The 13,941-nt window shown below is 65.2% G+C and carries 14 protein-coding genes; 2 read left to right on the forward strand and 12 right to left on the reverse strand.

Going from position 1 to position 13,941, the window contains the following annotated elements:
• Nucleotides 1-67: 67 nt before the first annotated feature.
• Together ctaD and coxB are read right to left on the reverse strand one after the other, a co-directional pair.
• The gene (gene ctaD / locus EN786_RS07320; RefSeq protein WP_127282509.1) at nucleotides 68-1,720 is read right to left on the reverse strand and encodes a cytochrome c oxidase subunit I; all 1,653 of its coding nucleotides are present in this window, start codon (nucleotides 1,718-1,720) and stop codon (nucleotides 68-70) included.
• 37 nt (nucleotides 1,721-1,757) lie between these two features.
• A complete protein-coding gene (gene coxB, locus EN786_RS07325) occupies nucleotides 1,758-2,624 on the reverse strand; it encodes a cytochrome c oxidase subunit II (protein WP_187331211.1) in 867 nt (288 codons plus the stop codon).
• A 378-nt stretch (nucleotides 2,625-3,002) separates the two neighbouring features.
• Here coxB and EN786_RS07330 point away from each other — a divergent pair, with 378 nt between their 5' ends.
• Nucleotides 3,003-3,551, forward strand: coding sequence for an invasion associated locus B family protein (locus EN786_RS07330; protein ID WP_127311304.1), 549 nt, complete (start codon nucleotides 3,003-3,005; stop codon nucleotides 3,549-3,551).
• A 130-nt stretch (nucleotides 3,552-3,681) separates the two neighbouring features.
• A complete protein-coding gene (tldD, locus tag EN786_RS07335; protein ID WP_127311305.1) occupies nucleotides 3,682-5,094 on the forward strand; it encodes a metalloprotease TldD in 1,413 nt (470 codons plus the stop codon).
• A gap of 4 nt (nucleotides 5,095-5,098) precedes the next feature.
• Here the strand turns inward: tldD and EN786_RS07340 are convergent, their stop codons facing one another.
• From EN786_RS07340 to EN786_RS07385, 10 genes are all read right to left on the reverse strand, one after another.
• Entirely contained in the window at nucleotides 5,099-6,340 is a 1,242-nt protein-coding gene (locus EN786_RS07340; protein ID WP_127311306.1) for a class I SAM-dependent RNA methyltransferase, read from the reverse strand.
• Entirely contained in the window at nucleotides 6,337-7,104 is a 768-nt protein-coding gene (locus EN786_RS07345; RefSeq protein WP_127311307.1) for a TlyA family RNA methyltransferase, read from the reverse strand. Before EN786_RS07345 ends, EN786_RS07340 begins: the two co-directional genes overlap by 4 nt.
• A 43-nt stretch (nucleotides 7,105-7,147) precedes the next feature.
• Nucleotides 7,148-7,435 (reverse strand): hypothetical protein, encoded by a 288-nt coding sequence (locus tag EN786_RS07350; RefSeq protein WP_127282515.1) that lies wholly within the window; start codon nucleotides 7,433-7,435, stop codon nucleotides 7,148-7,150.
• Nucleotides 7,436-7,584: 149 nt separating this feature from the next.
• Complete coding sequence (gene dxs, locus EN786_RS07355; RefSeq protein ID WP_128276062.1) at nucleotides 7,585-9,498, reverse strand: 1-deoxy-D-xylulose-5-phosphate synthase; 1,914 nt, start codon at nucleotides 9,496-9,498, stop codon at nucleotides 7,585-7,587.
• A 108-nt stretch (nucleotides 9,499-9,606) separates the two neighbouring features.
• Nucleotides 9,607-10,527, reverse strand: coding sequence for a pirin family protein (locus EN786_RS07360; protein ID WP_127310676.1), 921 nt, complete (start codon nucleotides 10,525-10,527; stop codon nucleotides 9,607-9,609).
• A 7-nt stretch (nucleotides 10,528-10,534) separates the two neighbouring features.
• Nucleotides 10,535-10,801 carry a DUF2277 domain-containing protein gene (locus EN786_RS07365; RefSeq protein WP_127282518.1) on the reverse strand — a complete coding sequence of 89 codons (267 nt, stop codon included), beginning with the start codon at nucleotides 10,799-10,801 and terminating at the stop codon, nucleotides 10,535-10,537.
• A gap of 106 nt (nucleotides 10,802-10,907) precedes the next feature.
• Entirely contained in the window at nucleotides 10,908-11,159 is a 252-nt protein-coding gene (locus EN786_RS07370) for an exodeoxyribonuclease VII small subunit (protein WP_127282519.1), read from the reverse strand.
• Nucleotides 11,160-11,162: 3 nt separating this feature from the next.
• A complete protein-coding gene (locus tag EN786_RS07375; protein WP_127310677.1) occupies nucleotides 11,163-12,089 on the reverse strand; it encodes a histone deacetylase family protein in 927 nt (308 codons plus the stop codon).
• 88 nt (nucleotides 12,090-12,177) lie between these two features.
• Complete coding sequence (locus tag EN786_RS07380; RefSeq protein WP_127282521.1) at nucleotides 12,178-13,158, reverse strand: hypothetical protein; 981 nt, start codon at nucleotides 13,156-13,158, stop codon at nucleotides 12,178-12,180.
• A gap of 129 nt (nucleotides 13,159-13,287) precedes the next feature.
• The gene (locus EN786_RS07385) at nucleotides 13,288-13,881 is read right to left on the reverse strand and encodes a TetR/AcrR family transcriptional regulator (RefSeq protein WP_126055934.1); all 594 of its coding nucleotides are present in this window, start codon (nucleotides 13,879-13,881) and stop codon (nucleotides 13,288-13,290) included.
• Nucleotides 13,882-13,941 lie beyond the last annotated feature (60 nt).

Below are 13,941 nucleotides of genomic sequence, written 5' to 3' on the forward strand. Positions count from 1 at the left end.
TCCATTATTTCCGTTGGCCAAAACCGCCGGACGAGCCGGCGGTCTCGTATTCAAGCTAGGCTGCCGCCTACTTGATCTTCGGCAGCTGTTCCCACTGGTGGAACGGCGGCGGCGACGGCAGCTGCCATTCCAGCGTGGTCGCACCCTCGCCCCACGGATTGGCGCCGGCCACCCGCTTCTTCTGGAAGGCTTCGAACACGCCGTAGAGGAAGATCACGACGCCGACGGCCGAGATGTAGGAGCCGTAGGACGAGACCATGTTCCAGCCGGCGAAGGCATCCGGATAGTCGATGTAGCGGCGCGGCATGCCCGAAAGGCCGAGGAAGTGCTGCGGGAAGAAGATCAGGTTGACGCCGACGAAGGTGACCCAGAAATGGGTGTTGGCGATGACGGGCGAGTACATGTAGCCGGTCATCTTCGGGAACCAGTAGTACCAGCCGGCGAAGATGGCGAACACGGCGCCGAGCGACAGCACGTAGTGGAAGTGCGCGACGACGTAGTAGGTGTCGTGCAGCGGGCGGTCGAGGCCGGCATTGGCGAGCTGGACGCCAGTGACGCCGCCAAGGGTGAACAGGAAGATGAAGCCGATCGCCCACAGCATCGGGGTCTTGAGCGAGATCGACCCGCCCCACATCGTGGCGACCCAGGAGAAGATCTTCACGCCCGTCGGCACCGCGATGACCATGGTGGCGAAGACGAAGTAGCGCTGCGTGTCGAGCGACAGGCCGGTCGTGTACATGTGGTGCGCCCACACGATGAAGCCGACGGCGCCGATCGCGACCATGGCGTAGGCCATGCCGAGGTAGCCGAACACCGGCTTCTTCGAGAAGGTCGAGACGATGTGGCTGACGATGCCGAAGCCCGGCAGGATCAGGATGTAGACTTCCGGGTGACCGAAGAACCAGAACAGGTGCTGGAACAAGATCGGGTCACCGCCGCCATCCGGCGTGAAGAAGGTGGTGCCGAAATTGCGGTCGGTGAGCAGCATGGTGATGCCGCCGGCCAGGACCGGCAGCGACAACAGCAGCAGGAAGGCGGTGATCAGCACCGACCAGGCAAACAGCGGCATCTTGTGCAGCGTCATGCCCGGCGCGCGCATGTTGAAGATGGTGGTGATGAAGTTGATGGCGCCGAGGATCGACGAGGCGCCGGCGATGTGCAGCGACAGGATCGCCAGGTCCATGGCAGGCCCAGGCTGGCCGGATGTCGACAGCGGCGGATAGATCGTCCAGCCGCCACCTACACCGAAGGCGCCCGGCGCGCTCGGCACGAACATCGAGGTGAGCAGCAGGATCAGAGCCGGCGGCAGCAGCCAGAACGAGATATTGTTCATGCGCGGGAAGGCCATGTCCGGCGCGCCGATCATGATCGGCACCATCCAGTTGGCGAAGCCGCCGATCAGCGCCGGCATGACCATGAAGAAGATCATGATCAGCGCATGCGCGGTGGTGAAGGCATTGTACATGCTCTTGCCGCCGTCGATGGCGGCGTCACCGCTCATGCCGTAGACCATCTGCGCCAGACCGGTGAAGATCTGGATGCCCGGCTCCTGCAACTCCATGCGCATGACGACCGAGAGCGCGCCGCCGATGATGCCCGCGCAGATCGCGAAGATCAGATAGAGCGTGCCGATGTCCTTGTGGTTGGTCGAATAGACCCAGCGGACCCAGCCATGATAGGGCTTGTGGTCGTGATCGTCGTGAGCTGCAGCCTCTGCCATGTTCCGCTCCGTTCCCTGATCTTTCCTGGCCGCGGCATCAGTTGCCGGCGGCCGCTACCTTGTCTTGAGCATCGACCTCGGCCATCAGCGCCTTGTTGGCGCCGGGCAGGTCGGTCCTGGCTGCGGCCAGCCAGGTGTTGTACTGCGCGTCGGAGACGACGCGGATGGCGATCGGCATGAAGGCGTGGTCCTTGCCGCACAGTTCCGAGCACTGGCCGTAATAGAGGCCTTCCTTCTCGGCCTTGAACCAGATCTCGTTAATGCGGCCGGGCACGGCGTCGGTCTTGACGCCGAAGGACGGCATGGCGAAGGCGTGGATCACGTCTGTCGCCGTCACCAGGACGCGGGTCATGGTGTTGACCGGCACGACCATCTCATTGTCGACGGCCAGCAGGCGCGGATAAAGCTTGCGGTCTTCCTTGCCGGCGGCTGCGCGGTCGGCGTCCTGGAGGATCGCGGAGTTGAAGGTGAGCGTCTTGTCGACCTGGTACTCATAGTCCCAGTTCCACTGGTTTGCGGTCGCCTTCAGGGTCAGCTTGGCTTCTTCCGGCGGCGTGTATTGCGCGGTCAGCAGCTGGAAGGAAGGGATGGCAAGGCAAAGCAGGATGACGACCGGACCGACCGTCCAGATCACCTCGATCAGCGTGTTGTGGCTGGTGCGCGAGGGCACCGGATTAACGCTGGCGCGGAACTTCACGATGCAATAGGCGAGCAAAAACAGCACGAACAGCGTGATCGGCACGATGAACCACAGCGTGTAGTGCTCGAACCAGGTGACCTGCCGCATGATGTCGGTGGCGGCGGGCTGGAAGGTCATCTCCCACGGCTGCGGCTGGGCCGCATGGGCGGATGCGCCGGCAAAGACTGCGGCGGCGGCAGCGGCGCTTGCTAGGAATTTTCTCATCGCCCTTATCATCTCCCATTTCCTCGCGGCCGTGCGCGCAAGAATATCGAATAGCGCCGGGACGGGAATCCCGGACAGTCCCAAGGGTGGTTCAAACCATACTCTAATTGCCTCCGCAAGAAAGGAGCGGAGGAAACCGTGCGGCATTTTTGCGCGCAAGTGCAGCCACGCCTTGAAGAGGGCAAAGCGGCCTCTGCCGATCACCGGCGCGTGATCGGCGACGAACACCCCGGAGCCGTCCGCCGGACGGTCGCAATTCGGGCGAAATTGGCTTGGAAAAGCGCTTGATTGCCCATATCCGGGCGGGCCGGCCTCGGTCCCGTCCTTTACTTGGCAGTCGCGCGGCTTCAAAGTGCCGTGATTCGCAATGGAGCCGTCATGAGACCCTGGCTTTCGAGAACCTTGGCGAAGGTCATCTTTCTCGCCGCCGTGCTTGGCGCCGGCTTGTCCGGAACCGGCGCGTCGAGCGCTGCCCAGGCCAATGCCGCGCAGCAACCGAGCGGCACGGTGCGCTCGACGCATGGCGCGTGGTCGATCATCTGCGACACGCCGGCCGGCGCGACCTCCGAGCAATGCGTGATGATGCAGAACGTCGTCGCCGAGGACCGTCCGGAGATGGGGCTGTCGGTGGTCGTGCTGCGCACCGCCGACAACAAGGCCGAGATCCTGCGCGTGCTGGCGCCGCTCGGCGTTCTCCTGCCCAACGGGCTTGGCCTCAACGTCGACGGCAAGGACATCGGGAGAGCCTATTTCGTGCGCTGCTTCCAGGACGGCTGCTATGCCGAGGTGATCCTCGAAAAGCCGCTGCTCGACACGCTGAAGACCGGCACCTCGGCCACCTTCATCGTCTTCCAGACGCCGGAAGAAGGCATCGGCATTCCCGTCGACCTCAAGGGTTTCGCCGACGGTTTTGCCGCCCTCCCCTGATCCTAGCCGGCAAGACTGCGACGACGGCGGCGGCCTGACACCGCCGTGATCGGCGCTGTTGCGATTGTCTCGGCGCGCCTTCGCCCCTACATCGGGGGAAACGACCAATCCTCCTGCGGACGGACCTGCCATGAACAGCCTGATCGGCCAATTCGACATTTCCGACGATCGCATCAAGAAGATCGTCGCCGAGACCATCAGCGGCGCCGACGACGGCGAGCTTTTCCTCGAATACAGCGAGAGCGAGGCGCTGATGTTCGACAATGGCCGGCTGAAGACCGCCAACTTCAACACCGACCAGGGTTTCGGACTGCGCGCGGTGGCCGGCGAGGCCAGCGGCTATGCGCATTCGAGCGATCTTTCCGAAGCCTCGCTGCTGCGCGCGGCCGACGCCGTCTCGGCGGTCAAGGGCGGCTATTCCGGCACGCTTGCCGCGCCGCCCGCCCGCACCAACCGCCATCTCTATGGCGAGGAAAACCCGATCCCCTCGCCTTCTTTCGAGGCCAAGGCGAAGCTGCTGCAGGAGATCGACGCCTGGCTGCGCGCCGAGGATCCGCGCGTGCGCCAGGTGACGGCCTCGCTGGCGGCTTCCTGGCAGCATGTCGAGATCGTGCGCGCCGACGGCCAAATGGTGCGCGACATCCGCCCGATGGTCAGGATCAACGTCTCGGTCGTGGTCGGCAGCCGCGACCGCCAGGAGAGCGGCTCCTATGGAATGGGCGGCCGCAAGAGCTTTGGCGATTTCCTGGTCGAGGAGAGCTGGAAGCACGCAGCCAAGGAGGCGCTGAGGCAGGCGCTGGTCAATCTCGAGGCCGTGCCGGCGCCGGCCGGCACATTCGACATCGTGCTCTCCAGCGGCTGGCCGGGCGTCATGCTGCACGAAGCCGTTGGCCACGGACTGGAGGGCGACTTCAACCGCAAGAAGACTTCTGCCTTCGCCGGGCTGATGGGCCAGCAGGTCGCGGCAAAGGGCGTCACCGTCGTCGATGACGGCACGCTACCCGAACGGCGCGGCTCGCTCACCGTCGACGACGAGGGCACGCCCTCGGCGCGCAACGTGCTGATCGAGGACGGCAAGCTGGTCGGCTACATGCAGGATCGCCAGAACGCGCGGCTGATGGGCATGAAGGCGACCGGCAACGGGCGGCGCGAAGGCTATGCGCACCAGCCGATGCCGCGCATGACCAACACCCACATGACCGCCGGCGACATGCAGCCGGAAGAGATCATCGCCTCGGTCAAGAACGGCATCTACGCGGTCTCCTTCGGCGGTGGCCAGGTCGACATCACGTCGGGCAAATTCGTCTTCGGCTGCACCGAGGCCTACATGATCGAGGACGGCAAGGTGACTCAGCCGATCAAGGGCGCGATGCTGATCGGCAACGGGCCGGACGCCATGCACCGCGTCACCATGGTCGGCAACGACATGAAGCTCGACAACGGCATCGGCATGTGCGGCAAGGCCGGACAGGGCGTGCCGGTGGGCGTCGGCCAGCCGCATCTGAGGATGAACCAGATGACGGTCGGCGGCACCAGGGTTTGAGCGATTACCGCCTTCGCTTCGGCTTCTCCAGCAGCGCGACGGCCTCGACATGCGCCGACCACAGGAACTGGTCGATCGGAGTGACACTTTTCAGCGCGTAGCCGCCATCGATCAGGATGCGCAGATCCCGCGCCAGCGTAACCGGGTTGCAGGATACTGCGGCCACCAGCGGCACGTCCGAGCGGGCGATCTGCTTCGACTGGTCCTCGGCTCCGGCGCGCGGCGGATCGAAGACCAGGCCGTCGAAGGCGTTCAATTCCTTGAACGTCAGCGGCCGCCGGAACAGATCGCGGCGCTCGCTGGTCACCCGCTTCAGTCCGTTGGCAAAACGGAAGGCGCGGTCGAGCGCTGCAAGGGCCGGCGCGTCGCCTTCGACGGCATGAACCTCCGACTTCGCCGCAAGCCGCAGCGCGAAGCTGCCGCAGCCGGCGAACAGGTCGGCGACCTTTTTTGCGCGCGACAGGTGCTGGCCGACCAGCTCGGCCATGGTCCGCTCGGCGGCTTCGGTCGCCTGCATGAAAGCGCCGGGCGGCACGGCTACGGCGACCGATCCAAACTGCACCACAGGCTTCTTCGGCTCGACGACGATCTCACCATCGACCGATAGTCTGGCCAACCCCTCGGCGGTGACGAGATTCGACGCGATGCGGCGCTGATGATCGCCGAGCTTGCCTCCGTCCTGGACCGCGACATCCAGACCGGATGCGGTCACGGTGACGGTCATGTGGAAGGCTTTCGAAGTGGCGCAGACCAGGTCGGCCAACGCCCGCAGGCGACCCAGCGCGGCAACGATCGCCGGCAGCGAGATCGGGCATTCCTCGATCGGAATGATCTCCGAGGAAAGCGCGCGCACGAAGCCAAGCAGCATGCCGGCCTCGGTGCGCCGGGCGCTGAAGACGACGCGGCGACGCGTCTCGGGCGCGCATGGCACCAGCGCGGCGACATCGAAAGCGATGCCCTTGGCCTTCAATGCCTGCATAACCTTGTCGCGCTTCCACTGGCGGTAGGCTTCAGCCTCGAAATGCTGCAGCGCGCAGCCGCCGCATTCGGTGAAATGCCGGCAGGCCGGATCGATCCTGAGCGGCGATGCCTCCAGCACCGACATCAGCGTGGCGCGGTGCTTTTCGCGGGCGGCGGTGACCGTCTCGCCCGGCAGCGTGAAGGGAATAAAGACCTCGCCGCCGTCGGCCTCGGCGATGCCGTCGCCCTGCGAGCCAAGCCTGGCGATGGTGAAACGCGCGCTCATTTTTCATCCTTGATGGCGGCGAGCAGGAATTCGCGGTTGCCGTCGCCGCCCTCGATCGGCGAAGGATGCCGCCCCAGCACGCGCCAGCCGGGAATGCCGCCAAGCCAGTCGCCGAGCAGGCCGGCGATGCGTTCGGCGTCAGCCTGATCCCTGAGCAGGCCACCCTTGCCGATCGCCTCGCGGCCGGCCTCGAATTGCGGCTTGACCAGAAGCAGCGCCCTGGCGCCATCTCCGGCGAGGGCAAGAGCCGGCGGCAGCGCCAGCTTCAGCGAGATGAAGCTGACATCGCAGACGATGAAATCGGGGACAACGCCGCCCAGGTCGGCGGACGAGAGATCGCGGGCATTGAGGCCCTCGATGGCCGTGACGCGCGGATCGCCTGAGATCTCCGGATGCATCTGGCCGTGGCCGACATCGATCGCGGTGACGTGCGCGGCGCCGCGCTCGAGAAGCACCTGGGTGAAGCCGCCGGTCGAGGCGCCGATATCGAGCGCTTCGCTGCCGGTGGGGTCGAGGCCGAACCGGTCAAGCCCGGCGATCAGCTTCAGCGCCGCGCGCGAGACATAGGCCTGCGCTGGGTCGTCGATTGCAACGAGGCAATCGGCCTGGACGCTCAGGCCGGGCTTGCGGGCGATGGTGCCGTCAACCGTCACTGTGCCGCGCTCGACGGCGTCGCGGGCGCGCGAGCGGCTGGCGAACAGGCCGCGCTGGACGAGCAGTTCGTCGAGCCTGAGGCGCGCGCTGGCTGGCAAAGTGGAGTTCATCGGCCTTCCTTGGCGAAAGCCGGTCGCGAAGGCAAGAAGGGGATTAGAAGATGGTCCGCGAAACCGGCCGTTCGACGGCGGGCGCCAGACCGTCATTCCTGTCGCCGGAAGCTTGCCGGCGCTGCGGCTCGACCGGCACCGCCGCCGCGGTCTCGGGCAGCACGACGAGCTGCGGAACCTGCTTGTAGGAGAAGCCGCCGCGGATGTCGCCGATCTTGCCGGCGACTATGTCCATCGCCGCTTTTTCGAGATTGCGGTCGTAGCGCGTCTCGGCGTTCGCCGGTCCAGCGGCGAGCGCCAAAAAGGCGATGCCGCACAGAAACCTGTTCATTGTCGTTGCCCCTATCCCTCGGCAGGCTTCTAGCAGGCCGCCGTTGAGAAACGGCCAAGAGACAGGGTAAGCAAAGCGCCAAATGGTAGCGTAAACAATCGATTACGACAGCAAGCCGGCAAAGCGATTCAGGATGCTGATATCTTGAGTCAGGCGCTTCTGGCGCTGGCCGCGTGGCCGAGGGCGGCGAACACCGTGCGCACGATGCCGCCTGCGTCCAGGCCCGCATCGGCATACATCTTCTCGGGCTTGGCGTGATCGGTGAATGCGTCGGGCAGCACGAGCGGGCGCACCTTGAGGCCGCCTTCCAGAAGGCCTTGATGGGCGAGGAACTGCAGCACCTGGCTGGCAAAGCCGCCGACCGCGCCCTCTTCCACCGTCACCAGCACTTCATGCGAGCGGGCGAGCCGGCGCACGAGATCCTCGTCCAGCGGCTTGGCGAAACGGGCGTCGGCGACGGTGGCGGAAAGCCCGGCGGCGCCGAGTTCCTCGGCGGCGATCAGGCAATCCTGCAGGCGGGTGCCGAACGAAAGCAGCGCCACCTTGGTGCCTTCCTTGAGAATGCGGCCCTTGCCGATGTCGAGCACCGAGCCGCGCTCCGGCATGTCGACGCCGACACCGTTGCCGCGCGGGTAGCGGAAAGCGATGGGACCCTCGTCATAGTGAGCGGCGGTGCGCACCATATGGCGAAGTTCCGCCTCGTCGGCGGCGGCCATGACGACGAAGCCCGGCAGCGAGGCGAGGAAGGTGGTGTCGAAGGCGCCGCAATGGGTGGCGCCGTCGGCGCCGACGAAGCCGGCGCGGTCGATCGGGAAGCGCACCGGCAGCTTCTGGATCGCCACATCGTGGACGACCTGGTCGTAGGCGCGCTGCAGGAAGGTCGAATAGATGGCGCAGAAAGGCTTGTAGCCTTCCGTGGCGAGGCCGGCGGCGAAGGTCACGGCATGCTGCTCGGCGATGCCGACATCGAAGGTCCGGGCCGGGAAGGCCTCGCCGAAGAGATCGAGGCCGGTGCCGCTCGGCATGGCGGCGGTGATGGCGACGATGCGGTCGTCCTCGCGCGCCTCCTGGACCAGGCTTTCGGCGAACACCTTGGTGTAGCTCGGCGCGTTGGCAGGCGCCTTGGCCTGCGCGCCGGTGATGACATCGAACTTGTTGACGCCGTGATATTTGTCGGCGGCGGCTTCGGCCGGTGCGTAGCCCTTGCCCTTCTGGGTCACGACATGGATCAGCACCGGGCCGTCACCATTGTCGCGGACGTTCTTCAGCACCGGGATCAGGTGCTCGAGATTGTGCCCGTCGATCGGGCCGATGTGATAGAAGCCGAGCTCCTCGAACAGCGTGCCGCCGGTGACGTAGCCGCGCGCATGCTCGACGGCTCGTGTGATGGCGCGATCGGCGCGCTTGCCGAGATAGGAGGTCAGCTTCTTGCCGAAATCACGCAGGCCGAGATAGGCCTTGCCGGAGGCGAGCCGCGCCAGATAGGCGCTCATCGCCCCGGTCGGCGGCGCGATAGACATGTCGTTGTCGTTGAGGATGACGATCAGCCGGGCATCTAGCGCGCCGGCATTGTTCATCGCCTCATAGGCCATGCCGGCCGACATGGCGCCGTCGCCGATGACGGCAATGACGTTGTTGCGGCCGCCGGAGAGGTCGCGGCCCATCGCCATGCCGAGACCGGCGGAAATCGAGGTCGAGGAATGGGCGGCGCCGAACGGGTCGTATTCGCTCTCGGCACGCCGGGTGAAGCCGGAAAGGCCGCCCTCCTGCCGCAGGGTGCGGATGCGGTCGCGCCGGCCGGTCAGGATCTTGTGCGGATAGGCCTGGTGGCCGACATCCCAGATCAGCCGGTCGTCCGGGGTGTTGAAGACATAGTGGAGCGCAACGGTCAGTTCGACCACGCCGAGCCCGGCGCCAAGATGGCCGCCGGTGTGCGAGACGGCGTCGATCAGCTCGTCGCGCAGCTCCGAGGCGAGCTGCGGCAGCTCGCTTTCGTCAAGCGTCCTCAGATCCGCGGGGATGCGGACCTTGTCGAGGAGCGGCGTATCGGGCTTTGCGTTCACGGCTAAGGGGCCTGGTCAAACCTGACGTTCATGCACGTTGATCATGGGCGAAATATGCCGCCGCCCGGCGAATGTAAATGCGTGTCAATGACGCGGATGCTTCTGGCGTTAATTGTCCGGTAACGGAATGAACTCTTCCTCGTCTCCAGGAACGATATCGAAGCGGCCGGTCTTCCATTCCTCTTTCGCCTGTTCGATGCGTTCCTTCGACGACGAAACGAAGTTCCACCAGATGTAGCGCCTGGAGCCGAGCGAGGCGCCGCCGAATAGCATGAAATGGGCGCCGCGCTCGGACGAAACGACGATTTCGTCGCCCGGTTTGAACACCAGCAGCCGCTCGGCCGGGAAACGGTCGCCCGCAATCGAGACCTCGCCTTCCAGCGTGTAGATGGCGCGCTCCTCGGCATCGGGCGGGATCTTGACGCTGGCGCCGGGCGCCAGCCTCAGGTCGGCATAAAGGGTGTCCGAGGCGGTCGAAACCGGCGAGCGCAGACCGGAAAAAGCGCCGATGATGACGCGGCCGCTGATGCCCTCGGCATCGATCTCGGGCAAGCGGATCACGGCCGTGTTCTCGAAGACCGGAGCAACCTCCTCCTTGCCGTCCGGCAGCGCCAGCCAGGTCTGCAGGCCGGAGATCGACATCGGCGCGCCGCGCAGTTCCTCCGGCGTGCGCTCGGAATGGACGATGCCGCGGCCGGCGGTCATCAGGTTCACATCGCCCGGCGCGATCACCATTTCGGTGCCGAGCGAATCGCGATGCCTGATCTTGCCATCGAAAAGGTAGGTCACCGTCGACAGGCCGATATGGGGATGAGGGCGCACATCGAGCGCGTGGCCGGCGCGCAGGATGGCCGGGCCCATGCGATCGAAGAAGATGAACGGGCCGACCAGACGACGCTTCGCGGTGGGCAGCGCGCGGCGAACCTCGAAGCCACCAATGTCCTTGGCGTTAGGTACGACCATCAGCTCGATCTGGTCGCAGGCGAACGCATCGCCAGGCTCAGGATCGTTTCCCGGAAAGAAGCTCATCTCGACCTCAGGCGAAACGAAGGGCGGACCTGGCCTTCGCCTTGGCCGCCTCTTCCTCGCGATTGCGCGGCTCCTGGTTGGTCTCGAGCGAGTCGATCAATTCACGCGCGATGGCGGCGATCGCCTCGACGGCGTGATGGAAGGCGTGCTCATTGCGCTTTGAGGGTTTGGTCGATCCGCTCAGCTTGCGCACGAACTGAAGTGCCGCGTCATGCACTTCGTCATTGGTTGCCGGCGGTTCGAAATTGGCCAGGGTCTTGATGTTGCGGCACATAGCTTAAACTCCTTACCTGCTGCCCGATCCACCGCCTGCGCGGACTGTGCACTACCGCAAGCGCAGGAAAGCCGCCATTTGCAGGCCGGCTGAATATCAATACACCTTACTCGGCGTCGAGCGGCTCCGTGCCAACCGGCTTGCCGTCGCGCGACAGCCTGATCTTCTCGACCTTGTCCTCGGCCGCCTTCAGCAACCGGTCGCAATGGACTTTCAGCGCCTCGCCGCGCTCATAGATCTTGATTGACTGGTCGAGCGGCACGTCACCGCGTTCAAGATCGTCGACGATCTTCTCCAGCGCGTCGAGCGCCTGCTCGAAGCTCATCGCCTTGACGTCCTCGTTAGCTTCACCAGCCATAGTTCATCCCTTCATCAGCCGCCCGACATGGGCGGCGACCGAAAATGCCAGTCCCTGCAGATCGTAGCCACCCTCGAGCAGGCTGACGAGCCGGTTGCCGCTGTGGCGCGCGGCGCGCTCCATCAGCTGGCCGGTCGCCCAGTCGAAATCCTCCTCGGTCAGGTTGATCTCGGCCAGCGGGTCGCGATGGTGCGCGTCGAATCCGGCGGAAATGATGATCAGGTCGGGCGCGAAATTGTCGATCGACGGCAGCACGCGCGACAGGAAGGCGTCACGGAACGTCTCGCTGCCGGTGCGCGGCGCCAGCGGCGCGTTGACAATGTTGCCGGCGCCGGTCTCGCTCTTGGCGCCGGTGCCCGGATAAAGCGGCATCTGGTGCGTCGAGCAATAGAGCACCGAAGGGTCATCCCAGAAGATATCCTGCGTGCCGTTGCCGTGATGGACGTCCCAGTCGACGATGGCGACGCGCTCGGCCTGGTGCCTCTTCTGCGCGTAGCGAGCGGCGATCGCCGCGGTGTTGAACAGGCAAAAGCCCATGGCCGTGGTCTTCTCGGCATGGTGGCCGGGCGGCCGGGCGGCGACGAAGACATTGGCGGCGCGGCCGTCGAAAACGTCGTCGACAGCGGCATTGGCGGCGCCGATCGCCGTCACCGCCGCCTGCCAGCTCTTCGGGCTGGCGCTGGTGTCGGCATCGATCGAAGCGATGCCGGTTTCCGGAATGGCGGCGCGCACGCGTGCGACGTGATTCTCGGGATGCGCATAGAGGATGGTCGCCTGGTCGCCTTCCGGCGCCTTGACCCGGTCGAGCGCCGAAAATGCCTCGTCGTCCAGCACGCGCTCGATGGCGCGCAGGCGATCGGGCCGCTCGGGGTGGCCGGGCGGGGTCAGGTGTTCGAGGAAGACCGGGTGGGTGTAAAGTCTGGTGACCATGCCCCGATATAGGCGCGCAAGACCGGTTTGGCCATGTTTTCGCGCCGCCAAAGAGGAACGTTCAACAGGGATTAGGCTGGTTTCCCGGTTATTGGGGTGCGGGCTGCGTCCAGCGCGAGCCGCCGAACGAGGCCAGCGCCTTGTCCTTCAGTTCGCGGAATTTCGAGGAGGCTTCCGCCAGCCGGCGGTCCCAGTCCGGATTGGGCGCCTGGCCCTCGATGGTGGCGAAATAGACCTGCATCAGCGAGGCGATGGCGAAGGGCTCGATGAAGGCGGCCTTGAAGGCCCAGGCAAAGACGATGGCCAGGACGAAGGCCCAGCCGGCAAGCTGGCCTGGCATGACCCAGAGGATGGCGCCGGCCGGCGCCAGCATCAACAGGAAGATGACGAAGGACACGCCCCACATGATCACCGCCAGCCAGACCGCGTTCTTGACCATGGTCTTGCCGTTCTGCGCATAGAGCACAACGCCTTGCCGGGCGGTCTCGAAGGGCGAGGTGGAATTGATGCGGATGTTGTAGCCGAGGATGATCTCGTCGACATAGGTCAGCGACATGCGGATCACCGTGTTGATGAAGCTGACAAGGCCGTTGAGACCGGGAATGGGCAGGAAGGCGGCGATGCCGCCGATGAGGCCGGTGATGGCTCGGATGGCGCCCTTGACCAGCTGGTCGATCACGAACAGCACATTGGCCTCGGCGAAACGCTCGGTCACCACGGCCCTGGCATAGGAGATCTGGTTCTGGCCGTCGGGAACGTCCTGGCCGTCGATCAGATGGACCATGACGGCGATATGCCCGGCCTTGAGGACGTAGAGGATGTATTCGCGGATCCAGTAGACGGCTACCGAGACGATGCCGAAGCCGACCACGCCACCCCATAGCGCGAAGGAGAGCGGCCCATCGGGATCGGTGGAGATGTGGCCGACGCCATAGCCGACGCTGGCCCCGGTCCCGGTCGCCATGATGTAGGCCAGCGTGATGCCGAAATAGACAACCATGCGAAAGACGATGAAAGGCCATGTCCTGATCATGATGGACACCGACCGGCCGATGCTGAAGTCCCACATGGCCCGACTCTCCCGCCTCAGAGATGGTTGAGGAGGATGCGCTCGCCTCGGCGATTGTCAATCTTGGCGACGCCGCGCCGACCTAAAACCGGTGCACAAACCGCGCGTCATGGTTAGCTGACCGTGTGCTCAGGGCTGCTTGCGCAGCCCCTCGAGCAGTTGCTTGAACGCAGCCACCGCCTTTTTCGACGTCGCTTCCGGATCCTGCGAATTGGCGATCCGCTGCGCAGCCTGGCTGCTCGCGCCGTTGATCAGCCGCGCCGTGGTCTCGGGATCGAGGTCGGCCACGACCACCCCCTCCTCCTGCAGCCTGGTCAGGTGATCGGTCATCGACGCCGTGCATGCGCTGGCGTTCGGCCACTGCGCGGGATCACCCAGTACCGCCGGAGCATCGCGGAACATGATGCGCTGGATCTCCGGCTCCAGCGCCAGTTCGATGTAAGTGGTGCATTCGTCGACGAAATGCTGCCAGCGGGTCGGCGCCCTCGCCGCCACCTCGTTCACCCGGGCAGCCATCTCGCCGTCGATCTCGGCGATGACCGCCTGCAGCAATCCCCTCTTGTCGCCGAAGTGGTGATAGAGCGCGCCGCGCGTCAGCCCGGCCGAGGCGGTGAAATCATCCATCGAGGCGTCCGCATAGCCGATGGTGCCGAAAGCGTGGCGGGCGGCCGCGATCAGCTTGGCGCGCGTCTCGGCAATCATCTCCTTGCGAGGTCGGTGCATACGGTCTGGCCCAACTTACATACGCATCGTATGCCAATTGACATACGCGGCGTATGATCT

The organism is Mesorhizobium sp. M4B.F.Ca.ET.143.01.1.1 (assembly GCF_004792275.1).
GTDB classification, from domain to species: Bacteria; Pseudomonadota; Alphaproteobacteria; order Rhizobiales; family Rhizobiaceae; genus Mesorhizobium; species Mesorhizobium abyssinicae.

Coding starts and splice junctions, on each gene's coding strand:
- ctaD (WP_127282509.1), bottom strand. CDS start 1,720: ATGGCAGAGGCTGCAGCTCACGACGATCACGACCACAAGCCCTATCAT.
- coxB (WP_187331211.1), bottom strand. CDS start 2,624: ATGAGAAAATTCCTAGCAAGCGCCGCTGCCGCCGCCGCAGTCTTTGCC.
- EN786_RS07330 (WP_127311304.1), top strand. CDS start 3,003: ATGAGACCCTGGCTTTCGAGAACCTTGGCGAAGGTCATCTTTCTCGCC.
- tldD (WP_127311305.1), top strand. CDS start 3,682: ATGAACAGCCTGATCGGCCAATTCGACATTTCCGACGATCGCATCAAG.
- EN786_RS07340 (WP_127311306.1), bottom strand. CDS start 6,340: ATGAGCGCGCGTTTCACCATCGCCAGGCTTGGCTCGCAGGGCGACGGC.
- EN786_RS07345 (WP_127311307.1), bottom strand. CDS start 7,104: ATGAACTCCACTTTGCCAGCCAGCGCGCGCCTCAGGCTCGACGAACTG.
- EN786_RS07350 (WP_127282515.1), bottom strand. CDS start 7,435: ATGAACAGGTTTCTGTGCGGCATCGCCTTTTTGGCGCTCGCCGCTGGA.
- EN786_RS07360 (WP_127310676.1), bottom strand. CDS start 10,527: ATGAGCTTCTTTCCGGGAAACGATCCTGAGCCTGGCGATGCGTTCGCC.
- EN786_RS07365 (WP_127282518.1), bottom strand. CDS start 10,801: ATGTGCCGCAACATCAAGACCCTGGCCAATTTCGAACCGCCGGCAACC.
- EN786_RS07370 (WP_127282519.1), bottom strand. CDS start 11,159: ATGGCTGGTGAAGCTAACGAGGACGTCAAGGCGATGAGCTTCGAGCAG.
- EN786_RS07375 (WP_127310677.1), bottom strand. CDS start 12,089: ATGGTCACCAGACTTTACACCCACCCGGTCTTCCTCGAACACCTGACC.
- EN786_RS07380 (WP_127282521.1), bottom strand. CDS start 13,158: ATGTGGGACTTCAGCATCGGCCGGTCGGTGTCCATCATGATCAGGACA.
- EN786_RS07385 (WP_126055934.1), bottom strand. CDS start 13,881: ATGCACCGACCTCGCAAGGAGATGATTGCCGAGACGCGCGCCAAGCTG.